This window comes from Amycolatopsis sp. WAC 01376 (assembly GCF_003947415.1).
GTDB lineage: Bacteria > Actinomycetota > Actinomycetes > Mycobacteriales > Pseudonocardiaceae > Amycolatopsis.
In genome coordinates this window covers 819,245-835,804 of the sequence record NZ_QHKL01000003.1, presented here as the reverse complement: position 1 = coordinate 835,804, position 16,560 = coordinate 819,245, and the positions used below count along the sequence as shown (strand labels likewise).

The 16,560-nt window shown below is 69.1% G+C and carries 15 protein-coding genes; 9 read left to right on the top strand and 6 right to left on the bottom strand.

Annotated features, from left to right (window positions below; genetic code table 11):
- Nucleotides 1–18 precede the first annotated feature (18 nt).
- Nucleotides 19–3,147: an efflux RND transporter permease subunit gene (locus DMH03_RS20740; protein ID WP_125793633.1), complete on the top strand. Its 3,129-nt coding sequence runs from the start codon at nt 19–21 to the stop codon at nt 3,145–3,147.
- 105 nt (nt 3,148–3,252) lie between these two features.
- Here DMH03_RS20740 and DMH03_RS20735 read toward each other — a convergent pair whose 3' ends face one another.
- Together DMH03_RS20735 and DMH03_RS20730 are read right to left on the bottom strand one after the other, a co-directional pair.
- Nucleotides 3,253–4,089, bottom strand: a complete 837-nt coding sequence (locus DMH03_RS20735; RefSeq protein ID WP_125793632.1) for a hypothetical protein — start codon at nt 4,087–4,089, stop codon at nt 3,253–3,255.
- Between the two features lie 124 nt (nt 4,090–4,213).
- Nucleotides 4,214–4,456 carry a DUF3039 domain-containing protein gene (locus tag DMH03_RS20730; RefSeq protein ID WP_199746296.1) on the bottom strand — a complete coding sequence of 81 codons (243 nt, stop codon included), beginning with the start codon at nt 4,454–4,456 and terminating at the stop codon, nt 4,214–4,216.
- 58 nt (nt 4,457–4,514) lie between these two features.
- Between DMH03_RS20730 and DMH03_RS20725 the strand changes: the two genes are divergently transcribed.
- The 4 genes from DMH03_RS20725 to DMH03_RS20710 all read left to right on the top strand — a co-directional run bounded on the left by DMH03_RS20725 (nt 4,515) and on the right by DMH03_RS20710 (nt 8,000).
- Complete coding sequence (locus DMH03_RS20725) at nt 4,515–5,321, top strand: sporulation protein (RefSeq protein WP_125793631.1); 807 nt, start codon at nt 4,515–4,517, stop codon at nt 5,319–5,321.
- A gap of 238 nt (nt 5,322–5,559) precedes the next feature.
- Nucleotides 5,560–6,204: a hypothetical protein gene (locus DMH03_RS20720; protein WP_125793630.1), complete on the top strand. Its 645-nt coding sequence runs from the start codon at nt 5,560–5,562 to the stop codon at nt 6,202–6,204.
- 9 nt (nt 6,205–6,213) lie between these two features.
- Nucleotides 6,214–7,131, top strand: a complete 918-nt coding sequence (locus DMH03_RS20715; RefSeq protein ID WP_125793629.1) for a pseudouridine-5'-phosphate glycosidase — start codon at nt 6,214–6,216, stop codon at nt 7,129–7,131.
- A complete protein-coding gene (locus DMH03_RS20710; RefSeq protein WP_125793628.1) occupies nt 7,128–8,000 on the top strand; it encodes a carbohydrate kinase family protein in 873 nt (290 codons plus the stop codon). The genes DMH03_RS20715 and DMH03_RS20710 overlap by 4 nt, the downstream gene beginning before the upstream one ends.
- An 80-nt stretch (nt 8,001–8,080) precedes the next feature.
- Here the strand turns inward: DMH03_RS20710 and DMH03_RS20705 are convergent, their stop codons facing one another.
- Nucleotides 8,081–8,434 (bottom strand): DUF3099 domain-containing protein, encoded by a 354-nt coding sequence (locus DMH03_RS20705; RefSeq protein ID WP_125793627.1) that lies wholly within the window; start codon nt 8,432–8,434, stop codon nt 8,081–8,083.
- 17 nt (nt 8,435–8,451) lie between these two features.
- A complete protein-coding gene (locus DMH03_RS20700) occupies nt 8,452–9,717 on the bottom strand; it encodes an amidohydrolase (RefSeq protein WP_125793626.1) in 1,266 nt (421 codons plus the stop codon).
- Nucleotides 9,718–9,789: 72 nt separating this feature from the next.
- Between DMH03_RS20700 and DMH03_RS20695 the strand changes: the two genes are divergently transcribed.
- The 4 genes from DMH03_RS20695 to DMH03_RS20680 all read left to right on the top strand — a co-directional run bounded on the left by DMH03_RS20695 (nt 9,790) and on the right by DMH03_RS20680 (nt 14,963).
- A complete protein-coding gene (locus tag DMH03_RS20695) occupies nt 9,790–11,286 on the top strand; it encodes a methyltransferase (protein WP_125793625.1) in 1,497 nt (498 codons plus the stop codon).
- Nucleotides 11,286–11,711 (top strand): D-aminoacyl-tRNA deacylase, encoded by a 426-nt coding sequence (dtd, locus tag DMH03_RS20690; RefSeq protein ID WP_125793624.1) that lies wholly within the window; start codon nt 11,286–11,288, stop codon nt 11,709–11,711. The genes DMH03_RS20695 and dtd overlap by 1 nt, the downstream gene beginning before the upstream one ends.
- Before the next feature lie 244 nt (nt 11,712–11,955).
- Nucleotides 11,956–12,993, top strand: a complete 1,038-nt coding sequence (locus DMH03_RS20685) for a sigma-70 family RNA polymerase sigma factor (RefSeq protein WP_125793623.1) — start codon at nt 11,956–11,958, stop codon at nt 12,991–12,993.
- A gap of 311 nt (nt 12,994–13,304) precedes the next feature.
- On the top strand, nt 13,305–14,963 hold the full coding sequence (locus DMH03_RS20680; protein WP_125793622.1) for a fumarate hydratase: 1,659 nt from the start codon (nt 13,305–13,307) through the stop codon (nt 14,961–14,963).
- Between the two features lie 544 nt (nt 14,964–15,507).
- Here DMH03_RS20680 and DMH03_RS20675 read toward each other — a convergent pair.
- Both DMH03_RS20675 and DMH03_RS20670 read right to left on the bottom strand, forming a co-directional pair.
- Nucleotides 15,508–15,918 carry a hypothetical protein gene (locus tag DMH03_RS20675; protein ID WP_125793621.1) on the bottom strand — a complete coding sequence of 137 codons (411 nt, stop codon included), beginning with the start codon at nt 15,916–15,918 and terminating at the stop codon, nt 15,508–15,510.
- 163 nt (nt 15,919–16,081) lie between these two features.
- The gene (locus DMH03_RS20670; RefSeq protein ID WP_125793620.1) at nt 16,082–16,558 is read right to left on the bottom strand and encodes a hypothetical protein; all 477 of its coding nucleotides are present in this window, start codon (nt 16,556–16,558) and stop codon (nt 16,082–16,084) included.
- Nucleotides 16,559–16,560 lie beyond the last annotated feature (2 nt).

The window sequence follows — 16,560 nt, the reverse complement described above, 5'->3', positions numbered from 1 at the left end:
TTCCTGGGGGATCCCGCCATGTCCACGCTGGCCAGGCTGAGCCTGCGCAACCGAAGTCTCATCGGGCTGCTCGCCCTGGTGGTGATCGGCTTCGGCGCCTTCGCCCTGCCGCAGCTGAAGCAGCAGCTGTTCCCGTCACTGCAGTTTCCGCAGGCGCAGGTCATCACGCCGTACGCGGGCGCGTCGCCGGACGCGGTCGACCGCCAGGTCACCGAGCCGCTCGAAGGCGGCCTGCAGGGCTTGAAGGGGCTCGAAGAGCTGAGCTCGACGTCGTCGGAGGGGCTGTCGCGGATCACCGCGCAGTTCGAGTTCGGCACGGACATCGACGCGGCCGTCGGGCAGATCCAGCGGGTCGTCGACGGGCTCAAGGCACGGCTGCCACAGAACAGCGAGCCGTCGGTGTCGGCCGGGTCCACCGACGATCTCCCGGTCGTGCTGCTCGCCGCCGGGACCACCGGTGACCCGCAGGCGCTCGCGCCCGCGCTGACCGGGGAGGTCGCGCCGGAACTGCGCAAGATCGACGGCGTCCGCGAGGTCGACGTGACCGGCGCCCGGCAGCCGCGGGTCACCATCGCGCTGGACTACGCGAAGCTGGCCGCCGCGGGTGTCGACCCGTCGTCGATCGCCACCACGCTGCAGACCGCCGGTGCCGCCGTCCCGGCCGGGACGCTGACCGAAGGCGACAAGACGCTCACCGTCCAGGTCGGCGGCGGACCGACCACAGTGGACACGATCAAGAACCTCTACCTGACGCCGGCAGCGCGCCCCGGTGCGCAGGCCGCCAAGCCGGTTGCGGTCAAGCTCGGCGACGTCGCCGACGTTCAGGCCGGATTCGCGCCGCCGACGTCGATCACCCGCACCAACGGCAAGCCGAGCCTCGGCCTCTCGATCACCATGGTGGAGAACGGGAACGCGGTCGCGATCTCGGAATCGGTGCGGGACAAGCTGCCCGAGCTGTCGAAGAAGATCGGCGCCGAGATGAGCGTCGTCTTCGACCAGGGCACCCCGGTCAAGGACGCGATCAGCGGACTGACCACCGAAGGCCTGCTGGGGCTGGCGTTCGCGGTCTTGGTGATCCTGCTGTTCCTGCTGTCGCTGCGGTCCACGCTCGTGACGGCGGTGTCGATCCCGCTATCGGTGGTCGTGGCGCTGCTGGCGCTGTGGACCGGCGATCTGTCGCTGAACCTGCTCACCCTCGGCGCGCTCACCATCGCCATCGGGCGGGTGGTCGACGACTCGATCGTGGTGCTGGAGAACATCAAACGACATCTGGCGTACGGCGAGGAAAAAGAGCGCGCGGTGCTCGACGGCGTGCGCGAGGTGGCGGGGGCGGTGACCTCGTCCACCCTCACCACGGTCGCGGTGTTCCTGCCGATCGCCTTCGTGGGCGGGTTCGTCGGCGAACTGTTCTCGCCGTTCGCGATCACGGTCACCGTGGCGCTGCTCGCGTCGCTGCTAGTCTCGCTGACGATCGTGCCGGTGCTGGCGTACTGGTTCCTCAAACCGCCGAAGACCCCGGCGAACGAGCACGAAGCCGAGCTCACGCGTCAAGCCGCCGAGGACAAGGAACGCCGCGGGCTGCTGCAGCGCGGTTACGTCCCGGTGATCCGGTTCGCCACCCGGCGCCGCGTCACCGTGGTGCTGCTGGCGCTGATCATCTTCGGTGGCACGGTCGGGCTGGCGTCGCAGCTGAACACCAACTTCCTCGACCAGTCCGGCTCGACGACGCTGAGCCTTTCGCAGAAGCTGCCGCCCGGCACCAGTTCCGAGGCCAAGGAGAAGGCAGCAGGCGCGGTGGAGCAGGCGCTCGCCGCCGAACCCGCCGTCGAGACCTACCAGGTGAGCATCGGCGGGGGCGGCTTCTTCGGTGGCGGCGGGACGGCGACCGACATCCAGGTCACCGTCGCCAAGGACACCGACCTCGACGCGCTCTCGGAGCGGTTGCGGGGCAAGCTCGACAAGCCGGAACTCGGCGAGGTCAAGATCGGCGCGGAAGCGGGCGGGTTCAACTCGGACCAGGTCTCGATCACCGTCACCGCACCGGACGAGGCGGCGCTGAAGCCGGCCGCCGAGCAGGTCCGCCAGGCCCTGTCCGGAGTGCCGGATCTGACCGAGGTGACCAGTGACCTCGCGCAGGGTTCGCCGCGGGTGCAGGTCGAGGTCGACGCCGCCAAGGCCGCCGCGAGCGGGCTTTCGGCGACCACGATCGGCCAGGTCGCGAACCAGGCCATCGCCGGCCGCACGGTGACCCAGTTGCCGGTGGACGGTCAGCGGACGGACATCGTGCTGCGCGCGGGCACGGCCCCGGTGTCGGTCGACGCCGTCAAGGCGCTGCCGATCCCGAGCGCGACCGGCGTCGTCCGGCTCGACTCGGTCGCCAACGTGTCCACAGTGGACGGACCGGCGGCGGTGCACCGCACGTCCGGCGAGCTGAGCACCACGGTCACCGCCAAGAACACCGGCGCGGACCTGGCCGCCACCACGAAGGCCATCCAGGCCAAGTTGGACGGGCTGGACTTCACCGGCGGCGCGGCGTACAAGCTCGGCGGCGTCAGCGAGGACCAGCAGGAGGCCTTCGGGAACCTGTTCCTCGCGCTGCTGGCCGCGGTCGCGATCGTGTACCTGATCATGGTGGCGACGTTCCGCAGCCTGCTCCAGCCGCTGATCCTGCTGGTGTCGATCCCGTTCGCGGCGACCGGCGCGATCGGGCTGCTGCTCGCCACCGGGACCGCGCTGGGCCTGCCCGCGCTGATCGGGATGCTGATGCTCGTCGGCATCGTGGTGACCAACGCGATCGTGCTGATCGACCTGATCAACCAGTACCGGGCTTCGGGGATGAGCGTCGCCGACGCCGTCGTCGAAGGCGGCAGGCGACGGCTGCGGCCCATCCTGATGACCGCGGCGGCGACCATCTTCGCACTGGTCCCGATGGCGCTCGGGCTGACCGGCCAGGGCGGGTTCATCGGCCAGCCGCTGGCGATCGTGGTCATCGGTGGCCTGGTCAGCTCGACCCTGCTGACGCTGATCCTGGTGCCGACGCTCTACACGATGGTCGAAACCCGGAAAGAGAAGCGCCGCGCGAAGAAGGACGCCCGGCGGTCTTCGGCCCCGGCCACCGAGACGCTGACCCCCGAGCCGGCTTCGTAGACCCGGGCGTGACGGAAGCCGTAACTCGCGTGATTGAAGCCGTAACTCGCGTGATTGGACCAGGTACGCCTCCAATCACGCGAGTTACGCGTCTGATCACGTGAGTTACGACTTTCGGAACCGCCAGGTCTTGCTGTCGAACGCCACGCACCACGAAGGCGAAAGCATGACGACCCGGAGGGTCCCGTCGGCGGCGACGTCGATGCCCTCGGTTTCGAAATTCCCGCTGCAGGTGCTCTTCAGGGGCAGCTGCCCCAGCGAGGTCACCCGCCCGGTCACGTCGGAACCGGACAGCGCGCCGGAAAGATCCACCTGCAGCAGCGGCTTCGTGGTCCCGAAGAGCGAGCCCTCGGGATCGTCGGACGCGCACAGCAGCCGGGTCGCGGTGACGAAGTCGCAGCCCTGGATGTCCCGCACCGGCTTGTCGAGCCGGATCGCGGACGCGTACGGCAGGTTCGCCGACGGATTCGTATGCGCGACGCCGGGCATCGGGTGCACGAGGAGCCGGTCCATCGTGCCCCACTCGCCGGCCACCAGCCAGCGGGCGTCGGGGGTCACGGCGGCGAACGAGTTGTTGTTCGCTTCCCACGACTCCAGCGTGTGCGTGTAGTTCGCCCACGTCCCGTTGGGCGACTCGACGCGGAAGAGCTTCGCGCCCCTGTCGTCACGCTGGTACGGCTCGACGTACCAGCCCTGCGCGGAGCCCGGATCGCCGACGTGGTTCCAGCCCTGCGACGACAGGTTCACCGGAACCGTCGCGATCCCGGTGTAGCGATAGATGGTCCCGGACGGCCGTTCGATGGTGGCCAGGCCCTGGCCTTCGTCGAGCGGGCGGGCGTTGTCCGAGCCGACCGTGGTCCAGCCGGTGACGGCTTGGGCGGCGGCGGGTGAGAACACCGCGACCAACGCGGCGATGGCGAGCACGATCCCGGTTCTACGCATGAAGGCTCCGTCCCGGCGGGGTTTCGCTGGCGGTAATGAATTACCAGCGAAAACCGGGACGGGCAGCCGCCATGTGAAGGATTTTCAGATTTTGTCCGGTTTCGGACACCGGACTCCTCAGGTGTCAGTCGCCCGGCTTGAGACCGTCGTAGATCTTCTTGCAGTCCGGGCAGACCGGCGAACCGGGCTTCGCCGACTTCGTCACCGGGAAGACCTCGCCGCACAGCGCCACCACGTGCGTGCCCATGACCGCGCTTTCGGCGATCTTGTTCTTGCGCACGTAGTGGAACATCTTCGGCGCGTCGTCGTCGGTGCTGTCGGTGCCCTCGGGACGGGTATCCGGCTTCGGAAGGGTCTGTGTACTCACCCCTCCATAATGCCCCAAATCCTCCTGCGCACACCGGCGACCTGGCAGGATCTCGCCCATGTTCCAGAAGGTGCTCGCGACGTTCGGTTCCGGTGGGGCGAAGATCGACGCCCAGCTGCTCGACCGCACGGTCTCCCCCGGCCGCCCGTTGCGCGGCGAGGTCCTGCTGCTCGGCGGCGAAGTCGATCAAGAGATCAACGGTCTCTCGGTGAAGCTGCTCGCCAGGGTCACGCTGCCGGACGAACGCCGCCCCGGCGTCGAGGACCTCGAGTTCGGCGTCCAGCAGCTGGCTGGCAACGAGCGGGTCGCGCCCGGTCAGCAGATCCGCCTCCCGTTCGAAGTGGCCCTGCCCTGGGAGACGCCGATCTCCAGCATCTTCGGCAAACCGCTGAACGGGATGGCCGTCGGCCTCCAGACCAGCCTCGACATCGCGAACTCCGTCACCGACCCGGTCGACGTCGACGGCGCCGCGATCGAGCCGCTGCCCGCGCAGAAACGGATCTTGGACGCCTTCAGCCGGATCGGCTTCGTCTTCCGCGAGGCCGTGCTGGAACGCGGCCGGATCAACGGCGCGATCCAGCAGCTCCCGTTCTTCCAGGAGATCCGCTTCACCCCTTCACCGCGGTTCGCGCCCGTCTTCACCTCCGTGGCGGTGACCTTCCTGTCCTCGCCCTCGGAGACGCAGGTCGTGCTGGAGGTGACCAAACGGGTCCGGGTGTCCAAAAGCGGCGGGTTCGGCGGACGCGGCCAGGAGTTCCTCGGCCTGTTCAAGGTCGACCACGCCGCGCTGGAGCGGGTCAAGTGGGAGCCGCAGCTCGAGGGCTGGCTCCACGAGGTGGCCAAAGCACGCGGGATCTTCGACTGAGGTGGAGGCGCGATGACGGAACCGTCGGCGACCAGGCCGTACATGCCGGGTGACGCGCTGTGGTTCTCGTCTTCGCTGCGCTCGGCCAAGGCGCGCAACACGGTAAATACAAGACCACATACGGAATGGACATGCTCGACCCCGCATCGAACGCGTCGATCCGGGTCCGGCCACGGAAGGTGTTCGGCATGCTGGAAAAGGACTTCTCGGGATCCCCGACTCGCTGGGTGTTCCCGGCATGATCTGGGCCACCGCCGTCACCAGGCTCGGCGGCGATCACCTGATCGCCGCCGTCGCGTGGAACGACCTCGAAACCCGCTACGCCGAGCCGCATCGCCACTACCACGATCTCCGGCACGTCAAGGCCGTCGCCCGGGACAGCGGGGACCTCGCCGTCGCCTTCGGCCTGGGTTCCCGCGAGCGAGCGCTCGTCGCCATCGCCGCCTGGACGCACGACGTCGTCTACGACGCCCGCCCCGGCGAGGACGAACGGGCGAGCGCGGCCTGGACCCGTGCCGAGCTCACCAACGCCGGCGTCCCCCGGGCCGACGTCGAGCGCGCCGGGGAACTCGTCCTCGGCACGATCCACCACTCCGCCCCGGACGACGACCTCCTCGCCACGGCGCTGCTCGACGCCGACCTCGCGATCCTCGGCGCCACGCCGGAGCGCTACGAGGAGTACGCGAACGGTGTCCGGGCGGAGTATTCGATCTACTCCGACGAGGAGTGGCGGACGGGCCGCTCGGCCGTGCTGGAGAACCTGCTGGCCCGGCCGCGGCTGTACCGCAGCGACATCGCGCGGGCACGCTGGGAGAGCAAGGCGCGAGAGAACCTCGCGAACGAACTGACCCGATGGCGTGACGCGGACCCACATCACCGATGATGTTCGTTCGTGACTCCGCAACTGTCCCTTCACGAAGAGGTCGCCTCCGCCCTCGCCGCCGGTGATCCCGTCGTCGCATTGGAGAGCACCATCCTCTCCCACGGCCTCCCGCCCGGCCGCAACCTCGACGTCGCCCGGCGGCTGGAGAAGGTCGTGCGCGACGGCGGCGCCGTCCCCGCGACCATCGCCGTCCTCGACGGCGTCCCCCTGATCGGTCTCTCGGGTGAGCAGCTGGAACGCGTCTGCGCGCCCGGCGCGGACCTGGACAAGCTCTCGCTGCGCGACATCGGCCCGGCCGTCGGCCTCGGCCGGTCCGGGGCGACGACGGTCGCGAGCACCGCGGCGCTGGCCGCCGCGGCCGGGATCGGCATGTTCGCCACCGGCGGGCTCGGCGGCGTGCATCAGGGCGCGGCGCAGAGCTGGGACGTCTCGGCGGATCTGGGCGTGCTCGCGAAGGTGCCGACCACGGTCGTCTGCTCCGGGGTGAAGTCGGTGCTCGACATCGCCGCGACACTCGAAGTGCTGGAGACCAACTCCGTACCGGTGCTGGGTTACCGCACCGGCGAGTTCCCCGCGTTCTACCTCCGCTCCTCCGGCTACGAGGTGCCGTGGCGGGTCGACGACGCCGCGCAGGCCGCCTCGGTCATCGCCGCCCATCGCGCGCACGCGAATTCCGGTGTACTGCTGGCGAATCCGATCCCCGAAGCGTCCGAAATGGACAAAGAGCTGCACGACCGGCTGCTCGCCGAAGGGCTGGAGCTGCTGAAGTCGCGAGGCGTGCACGGCAAGGACGTCACGCCGGTACTGCTGGAGCACTTCCACACCGCGAGCGACGGGGTGAGCCTCGACGCGAACGAGGCACTGGTGCTCTCCAACGCGGAACTGGCCACCGAGGTGGCCGTCGCACTCGCCGGGACCGCGGCATGAGCGGCATCGTCGTCGTCGGCGACGTCGGCCTCGACGTCGTCGCGCGGCACGAAGGCCCGATCCCGCACGGCGGCGACATCCGCGCGAAGGTCCACTTCACCAGCGGCGGCGCGGGCGCGAACACCGCGCTGTGGCTGCGGGCCGAGGACGCGGAAACCACGCTGATCGCGCGGATCGGCGACGATTCCGGCGGCCGCATGGTGAAGGGCGAACTGGAAGCGGCCGGTGTCCGCTGCGAGTTCGCCGTCGATCCCGAAGAACCGACGTTCTGCGTCGTGGTGCTCGTCGACGGCGCCGGTGAACGGAGCATGCTCGCCGACCGCGGCGCGAACGCGCGGTTCAGCCCTTCCGACATCACGGAGGCGGCGCTCAGCGGCGCGAGCCACCTGCACCTCTCGGGCTACGTCCTGCTGTACCCGTCTTCACGGCCCGCGGCGCTCGCCTCGCTGGCGGCGGCGAAGAAGGCCGGGCTGACGACGTCGGTCGACCCGCAGGCGGCGACGCTGATCACCGACCCGGCGGCCTTCCTCGACGACGTGCGCGGCGTCGACCTGCTGATGCCGAACACCAGCGAACTGGTCGCGCTGACCGGGTCGAGTGATCCCGAGGCGGCGAAGGAACTGCTGGACTACGTCGGCGAGGTCGTGGTCACCGCCGGTCTCGACGGCGCCAGCTGGGTGGACGCGAGCGGCGTCATCACCTCGGTGCCCGCGCAGCCCGCCGACTGCGTCGACTCGACCGGCGCCGGGGACGCCTTCGACGCCGGTGTGCTGGCGGCGTGGCTTCGCGGCGAGTCGACCGTGGAGGTCCTTCGGGCGGGGACGCGGCTGGGTGCGCGGGCGGTGGCGAAGGTCGGGCCGCAGCCGTAGCCGCCCGTCAAACGCTATGAACGGTCCGTTACTTGCAAAATTTGCAAGTAACGGACCGTTCATAGCACGCGCGAACCGAGTCAGCCGCCGTCGATGACCCGATGACCGCCGCTCTCGATCCGCGTCGGTTCGGCCTCGTACCGGTTGACCTTCTCGCTCTTGCGCGGCGGCCGGTCGTTCGCCACGAGGACGGCGATCCACGGCAGCGGGATCGAGATCGCGATGAGGGCCAGCGCGAGCCACCAGGTCTCGTAGAAGATCCCGGCGAGGATCAGGCAGGGGATGCGGAACGACATCATGATGATGTACTTCCGCTTCCGCTTGGCGAGCTGGTCTTCGTAGGACGGGGCGGCTTCGGTGATCAGCACCGGAGCGGGTTCCCTCGGTTCGGGACCGTGGGCGGGCGCGTTCACAGCACCACCTCCGGTTTCCATGCTCCCACTCGCCGGGCTCATCCGACACCCGGGTGGGTGAGCCGATGCAGAGCGGCGACCACGAGCGTCTCGACGCCGGCCGAAAGCGTCGGGTGCGGGATCGGCGCGAAGAGCGGCGAGTGGTTCGACGGGATGTCCTGTTCGAAGCGGCCGGCGGTCATCGCGGCGATCACCTTCTCCTCGTCCAGGCCGCCGACCAGCCAGAACACCGACGGTACCCCGGCGGCGCGGCCGAACTCGCTGAAGTCCTCACTGCCGGTGACCAGCGGCGCGGGCATCACCCGGCCCTCGCCGAAGTGGTCGCGGAAGGCGGCGGTGAGTCCCTCGGTGGCCGCGTCGTCGTTCTCGGTGACCGGGAACGCGCCGATCCGCTCGATCTCCGGCGCTTTCGGCGCGCCCGCGGTGGCCGCCTCGCCCTGGACGATCCGTTCGACCGCCGCGACGACCTTCTCCCGCACGGCCTGGTCGAACGACCGGATGTTGACCTCGAGGACGGCGTGGTCGGCGATGATGTTGTGCGCGGTGCCGACGTGCAGCGAGCCGACGGTCACCACCGCCGACTCGGTCGCCGAGATCTCCCGCGAAACGATGGTTTGCAGCTTCAGCACCACGGACGCGGCCAGCACGGCGGGATCCACCGTGGTCTCCGGTCGCGAACCGTGCCCGCCCCGGCCGTGCAACGTGATGCGGAGCGCGTCCGTGGCCGCCATGATCACGCCCGGCCTGGTCAGCACCCAGCCCGCCGGACCGGGCACCACGTGCTGGCCGAGCACGACGTCGGGTTTGCCGGCGGGCCCGAAGACCCCGTCGCGGACCATGCCGGCGGCGCCGTCCCCGGCCTCCTCCCCCGGCTGGAACACGACCATCAGCGTGCCGGACCAGTGTTCGCGCCCGGACGCCAGCAGCGAGGCGGCCCCGGAGAGCCAGGTGGCGTGCATGTCGTGACCGCAGGCGTGCATCACCGGGACTTCGCGGCCGTCGGCGTCGACACCGCGCGCGGTGCTCGCGTACGGCAAGCCGGTCTTCTCCTCGACCGGCAGGGCGTCGATGTCGGCGCGCAGCATCACCTTCGGGCCGGGGCCGTTGCGCAGCACCCCCAGGACGCCGGTGCGCCCGATGCCGGTGTGCACCTCGTAACCGTCGGCCTCCAGGCGCCGCGCCAGTTCGGCGGCGGTGCGGGTTTCGGCGAACGACAGCTCCGGATGCCGGTGGAGGTCGATGTACAGGTCTTCCAATCCGGGCAGCGCCGCCTGCAGCGGTGCCAGGACACGTTCGAGGCTCACGACCTCATCCTGGCAGTATTACTCATCGTGAGCAGATGCCCCGTCGCACCCGATCCGTCACAATTACCCACCGTGAGCACACGAGCGGCCCTCCCCGACCTGTCCGACGACGTCTGCGCGAGGCTGCGGGACGCCCTCCGCCGGACGGGGTACGACACCGACGGCGTGGTCGGCGCCCTCGGCTCCGCGCACGCCGCCCTCGGCCGCGGCGAACCGGAACTCGCCTACCGCGCGACCCGCGACGCGGGTGAACTCGGCACGCTGATCCGGCTGTTCCTGCTGGGTTCGACTGAGCCGGAGAAGGACGTCGAGGCCGCTTTCGCGCCACTCTCCCTCGATGACGCGGTCGCCGCGACGCTGCTCATACCCGCCGCGGACGGCTACCGGGCCGGGCTCGACGTACGCCCGCATGGCGACGATGAAGGCTCCTGGTGGGTCGTTTCGGATCTGGACGCGGACGTCCTCGGCCAGGCCGTGCCCGAGGACCACGTGCTCGGCGTCGGGCACGCGTCCCTCAGCCTGATCCGGGCCACCAGCCGCCGCGAGGTCGGCAGCCTGCTCGACGTCGGCACGGGCAACGGCGTCCAGGCGCTGCACGCCACCCGTCACGCGAAGAAGGTCACCGCGACCGACGTCTCGGCCCGCGCGCTGGCGCTCGCCGCGGCCACCTTCCGGCTCAACGAACTGGACGTCGAACTCGTGCGCGGCGAATGGTTCGCGCCGGTCGCGCGGCGCCGGTTCGACCAGATCGTCTGCAATCCGCCGTTCGTGGTCGGCCCGCCACGCGTCGACTACACCTACCGCGACTCCGGTCTCGCCGGTGACGACGCCAGCGCGCTCGTGGTGCGGCAGCTGCCCGGGTTCCTCAACGACGGCGGCACCGGCCAGCTCCTGGCTTCGTGGCTGCACGTGAAGGGCGAGGACTGGGGCGATCGGGTGACCCGCTGGCTTCCCGCCGAGACCGACGCGTGGTTCGTCCAGCGGGACATCGCGGATCCGGGGCTGTACGTCGGCACGTGGCTGCGGGACGCGGGAATCGATCCCCGGTCGCCCGAAGGCCGTGCGAAATCCGGCGCCTGGCTCGACTGGTTCGCCGAGAACGACGTCCAGGGCATCGGTTTCGGCTTCGTCACCCTTCGCCGGGCGGACGGCGCGACACCGACGATCGTGTGCGAGGACCTGCGTCAGGCCTACGACGACCCGCTGGGCGCGGAGGCGGCGAACTGGCTGGATCGGGTGGAATGGCTGCGCGCCAACGGCGATTCGCTCCTCGATGTCCGATTCCGCGTTCCGGAAAGCGTGCTTCTGGAGAGTGTCGCCGAGCCGGGCGAGGAGGGCTGGGCCACGACCGTCCAGCGGCTGCACCGCACCGACGGCCCCGGCTGGTCGCACGAAGTCGACGAACTGGCGACGAGGCTGCTCGCCGGCTGCCAGGGCGCGCTGCCGCTGGAAGACCTGATCGTGCTGCTGGCGGCCGCTCAGGGACTCGAACCGGAGGAACTGGCCGAAGCCGCGCTTCCCGTCGTCCGTGAACTGGTCCGGCACGGCATGCTCCTCCCCGCCGCCTGATGCGGGCGGTGGTGGCGAGGGTCACGGAAGCGAGCGTGACCGTCGGCGACGAGGTGACCGGCGCCATCGACGAACCAGGTTTGCTGGTGCTGCTGGGAATCCACGTCGACGACGACGTGACGAAGGCCGCCACGATGGCACGCAAACTGCACGAAGCTCGCATACTTCGCGAAGAGGGATCCTGCGCCACCACCGGCGCTCCCCTGCTCGTCGTAAGCCAGTTCACTCTCTACGGCGACACCCGCAAAGGCCGCCGTCCTTCCTGGACGGCGGCCGCCCGGCCCGAGGTCGCGGAACCGCTCGTGACGGCCGTCGTCGACGCCCTGCGCGAACGCGGCGCCCGGGTCGAAACCGGCCGGTTCGGGGCCATGATGGCGGTCCGGAGCGTGAACGACGGTCCGTTCACCCTCCTCGTAGAGGTCTAGACCACGTTTGTTTCTCCCCCGCACGGGCATTCTCAGGAAAAGCTCAGGGTTGGTGGAGCAACGCCCCAGGTCAGCCGCCCGTCTCCTCTGTAGCGGCCGGGAACGTTTCGGGACCTCCCGGCGTTGAGCAAAGTGTCCAGCCAAGCTGGGCCGGCGAGGAGTAGCGGGCTTTCCACAGGGCTTGCTAGGCCGAGGCGGATCCGGCGGACACACCGCACGTTCAGCCCGTGACCGGGGAGGCAGAATGTCAGTCCAGACTCTCGAACGCGAAGCGCGCGGGATTCGCGAGCGCCGTATCCCGGCGCAGTCCACCGAGGAGCCGGTGATCGCGGGGGCGTTCACCGATGCAGCAGCAGACCTCGACGCGCAGAGCCCGGCCGCGGACCTCGTTCGCGTGTACCTCAACGGAATCGGCAAGACGGCGCTGCTGTCCGCCGCCGACGAGGTCGAGCTGGCCAAGCGCATCGAAGCGGGCGTGTTCGCCCAGCACATGCTGGACACGGCCGAGAGCCTCACGCCGAAGCGGCGTTCGGAGATGTCCGCCCTCGTGCGTGACGGCCACGTCGCGAAGAACCACCTGCTGGAGGCCAACCTCCGTCTCGTGGTCTCGCTCGCGAAGCGCTACACCGGCCGGGGGATGCCGCTGCTCGACCTGATCCAGGAGGGGAACCTGGGTCTGATCCGCGCGGTGGAGAAGTTCGACTACTCCAAGGGGTTCAAGTTCTCGACCTACGCCACCTGGTGGATCCGCCAGGCCATCACCAGGGGAATGGCCGACCAGGGACGCACCATCCGGCTGCCGGTCCACCTGGTGGAACAGGTGAACAAGCTGGCCCGCATCAAGCGTGACCTGCACCAGCAGCTCGGCCGGGACGCCACCCACGAGGAACTGGCCGCCGAGTCGGGTATCCCGGCGCACAAGATCTCCGACCTGCTCGACCACTCGCGTGACCCGGTGAGCCTCGACATGCCGGTCGGCACCGAGGAGGACGCCCCGCTCGGTGACTTCATCGAGGACTCCGAGGCGACCGACGCCGAGAGCGCCGTGATCTCCGGCCTGCTCCAGGACGACCTTCGCCGCGTGCTCGCGACGCTGGACGACCGCGAGTCCCAGGTGATCCGCCTGCGCTACGGCCTCGACGATGGCCAGCCGCGCACGCTCGACCAGATCGGCAAGTTCTTCGGGCTTTCCCGTGAACGCGTTCGCCAGATCGAGCGTGAGGTCATGTCGAAGCTGCGTCAGGGTGAGCGGGCCGATCGCCTGCGCGCCTACGCTTCGTAGTTCCTCATTGGGTCTTTCGCGGCGCGGAAAAGCAACACCCGTTCGGCAGCGTTGACTTATGACCTGCGTCACGAGACCGTCGAGCAGGTAATAAGTCTTCGCGGCCGGGTGTTCGCGCCCGGATCGCTTTCCCCGGGAGGTCGGGTCCGTCGGGGTGGGCCCGGCCTCCCGAACTAATTTGTGGGGCCCGGCGACAAATTGCGGGATGCGAATTGCATTCCCCTTGCCTTCACCCTGGACGTGACGCCGGTCACTCGGGACCCGCCTAGTACCGTGGGCGGGTTCCCGATGCCGGCAAAGGAGCCCGCGCAGTGGCGCCCACCACGTTCCAGCACACTGAAGTCCTTCCGCTCGCGAAGGACACCCACACCGAGTACCGGCTGCTCGGCACCGAAGGTGTCGAGGTCGTCGAGGCCGCGGGCCGGAAGTTTCTCCAGGTCGAGCCCGAGGCGCTGACCAAACTCGCCAAGACCGCGATCACCGACATCCAGCACCTGCTGCGCTCGTCGCATCTGGCGCAGCTGCGCGCGATCGTCGATGACCCCGAGGCCAGCGGCAACGACCGGTTCGTCGCGATGGACCTGCTGCGCAACGCGGCGATCTCCGCCGGCGGCGTCCTCCCGATGTGCCAGGACACCGGCACGGCGATCGTGATCGGCAAACGCGGCGAAGGCGTGCTCACCGGCGCCGACGACGAGCGCGCGCTGTCGCGAGGCATTTTCGAGGCCTATCAGGAGTTGAATCTGCGCTATTCGCAGATGGCGCCGGTGAATTTCTGGGATGAGCGCAATACCGGCACCAACTTGCCCGCGCAGATCGAGCTCTATCACAAAGACGGTCAAGGCGACCCGAGCTATGAATTCCTGTTCATGGCCAAGGGCGGCGGCAGCGCGAACAAGACGTTCCTCTATCAGGAAACGAAAGCGGTCCTGAACCCGAAGCGGCTCGCGAAGTTCCTCGACGAGAAGCTGCGCAGCCTCGGCACCGCGGCCTGCCCGCCGTACCACCTCGCGATCGTCGTCGGCGGCACGTCGGCGGAGTTCAACCTGAAGGTCGCGAAGCTGGCCTCCGCGCGCTATCTCGACGACCTGCCCACCGAGGGTTCTGAGCTGGGCCACGGTTTCCGCGACGTCGACCTCGAACAGCAGGTGCTGGAGATGACGCGCCAGTTCGGCATCGGCGCGCAGTTCGGCGGCAAGTACTTCTGCCACGACGTCCGCGTGATCCGCCTGCCGCGCCACGGCGCGTCGTGCCCGGTCGGCGTCGCCGTCTCGTGCTCGGCGGACCGCCAGGCGAAGGCGAAGATCACCGCGGACGGCGTGTTCCTGGAGCAGCTGGAGCGCGACCCGGCCCGCTTCCTGCCGGACGTCACCGAGGACGATCTGTCCGACGAGGTCGTGAACGTCGACCTCAACCGTCCGATGGCCGACATCCGCGCCCAGCTCTCGCAGTTGCCGGTGAAGACTCGCCTGTCGCTGACCGGCCCGCTCGTCGTCGCCCGCGACATCGCGCACGCGAAGATCGCCGAGCGGCTCGACGCGGGCGAAGAGATGCCTCAGTACCTTCGCGACCACCCGGTGTACTACGCAGGCCCGGCGAAGACGCCCGAGGGCTACGCGTCGGGTTCCTTCGGGCCGACCACCGCGGGCCGCATGGACTCCTACGTCGAGCAGTTCCAGGCCGCGGGCGGCTCGCTGGTGATGCTCGCGAAGGGCAACCGGTCCAAGAAGGTGACCGCCGCGTGCAACGAGCACGGCGGTTTCTACCTCGGCTCGAAGGGCGACGCGGCCGCGCGGCTCGCGCAGGACTGCATCAAGAAGGTCGACGTCCTCGAGTACGCCGAACTGGGGATGGAAGCGGTCTGGAAGATCGAGGTCGAGGACTTCCCCGCGTTCATCGTCATCGACGACAAGGGCAACGACTTCTTCGAGGCCACGTCGGAACCGGTGCTGCAGATCAGCTTCCGGTGAGAGGAAAGGTCCTTTCCTTGCAAATTTCGCAAGGAAAGGACCTTTCATGGCGCGCGTAGGGCCTCTGTTCGGTTCAGGGGCGTGAGCTACTCGAGGCATGCGTCAAGCCCCGAACGTCCACAAGGGACACTTTCGTGCGGTGAAATGTCTGATTGATGGCTAGATGTGCGGTTCTCGATGGGGGTCGTGAGTGGCAATGAGCGTTCTAACGCTCATTGCCACTCACGACCCCTTGTGTCGGGCCACTGGGACGAGCCCCCACCCGTCACCAGAACCCGAATCGTCACTCGCCACCTACTCACCTCACCAGCGGTTATGCGACTTTGCCGGGACCCTGAATTGCAGGGTAGGGAAGGAGGCCCTCACGGACTCGGTGATCGGCACGTTCGCCCCAGCCGCAGCAGCGGTCACAGCGGACGCGCGTGAAGGCCACTCACCGCTTGCCGAATTCCGTGAAGGCCTCCTTGAGGGACTCTGAGTCCCTCAAGGAGGCCTTCACGGAATTCCTGGCACGTTTCAGGGCACGTCAGAGCGCGCCCGACCGTTACCGCATCTGCTTCAGCACCACGGTCCGCTCCCCCAGCGGCGCCGAAAGCGCCACCGAGATCACCGGATGCCGGATGTCCATGGTGCACATCTGGCCGGTCTGGCCCTTCAGTTCGGTCAGGTTGACGGTGACCCTGGTCCCGTCCTGCTGCGCGGCCTCCGCCGTCGCGTGCCCGCAGCCGCCTTCCTGGCCGCGGACGTTCAGGATGGTCCCGCCGTTGCTGGTGTACACCTCACGCGGGTAGTCCGCGGGCAGCGCCGACGCGTCGAGCTGCTTGTCCGGCAGCTTGGTGCTGCCTTCGGGGACCTCCTGACGAGGCGCACCCGGAACACCGGGCTGACTTCCCGGCTTGCTCCCCGGCGCGGGCGTCGGGGACGAAGACGGCGGTGCGGTCGGTGACGGCGGCACGGTACTCAGGGTGCCGCTGCCGGGTCCGGCCGCGGGTTCCGCTGCCTGGTTCTGCGCCCCGCAAGCGGATACCGCAACGACGATCAGGCCAAGGCCGATGACATTCGTTAAGTACCTCATGTGGCTAGGACGGAACGAGGCCGCCTTGGGGTTGCACATGATCTCAACCCGCTTCCAGGACGACGGTCCGCGGCCCGATCGGCTCGGCGAGTTTCACCGGCAGGACGGCGTAGCGGATGACCTGCGGGCACATCTGCCCCGGATCGCCGTGGTCGATCTTCACCTTGACCACGACCCGTTGCGCGTTCTGGTCGGCGAGGTCCGCCTTCGCCTCGTCGCAGCCGCTCAGTTCGATATGCACGTTCAAGCCGCCGTTCTCCGCGCTGACCTGCGCGGGAACCTTGGCCTCGACCTGGGTCGGCGGCAGCATCTTGTCCGAGGGCGGCGGGCCGGCGGTCGGGCGTGACATCGGTGGTTTCGCGACCGGCGGGCTCGCCGGGAGCGAGGTGGGCAGATCCGAGGGTGTGGTGACGACCGGTGGGGTGCTCGTATTCGCCGGTGCTCCGGGGCCGCCCGCGCCGCAGGCCGCCGTCGCGGCGAGCACGAGCCCCGCGCCCAGCGTCTTCGCTGCGTTCATCATGG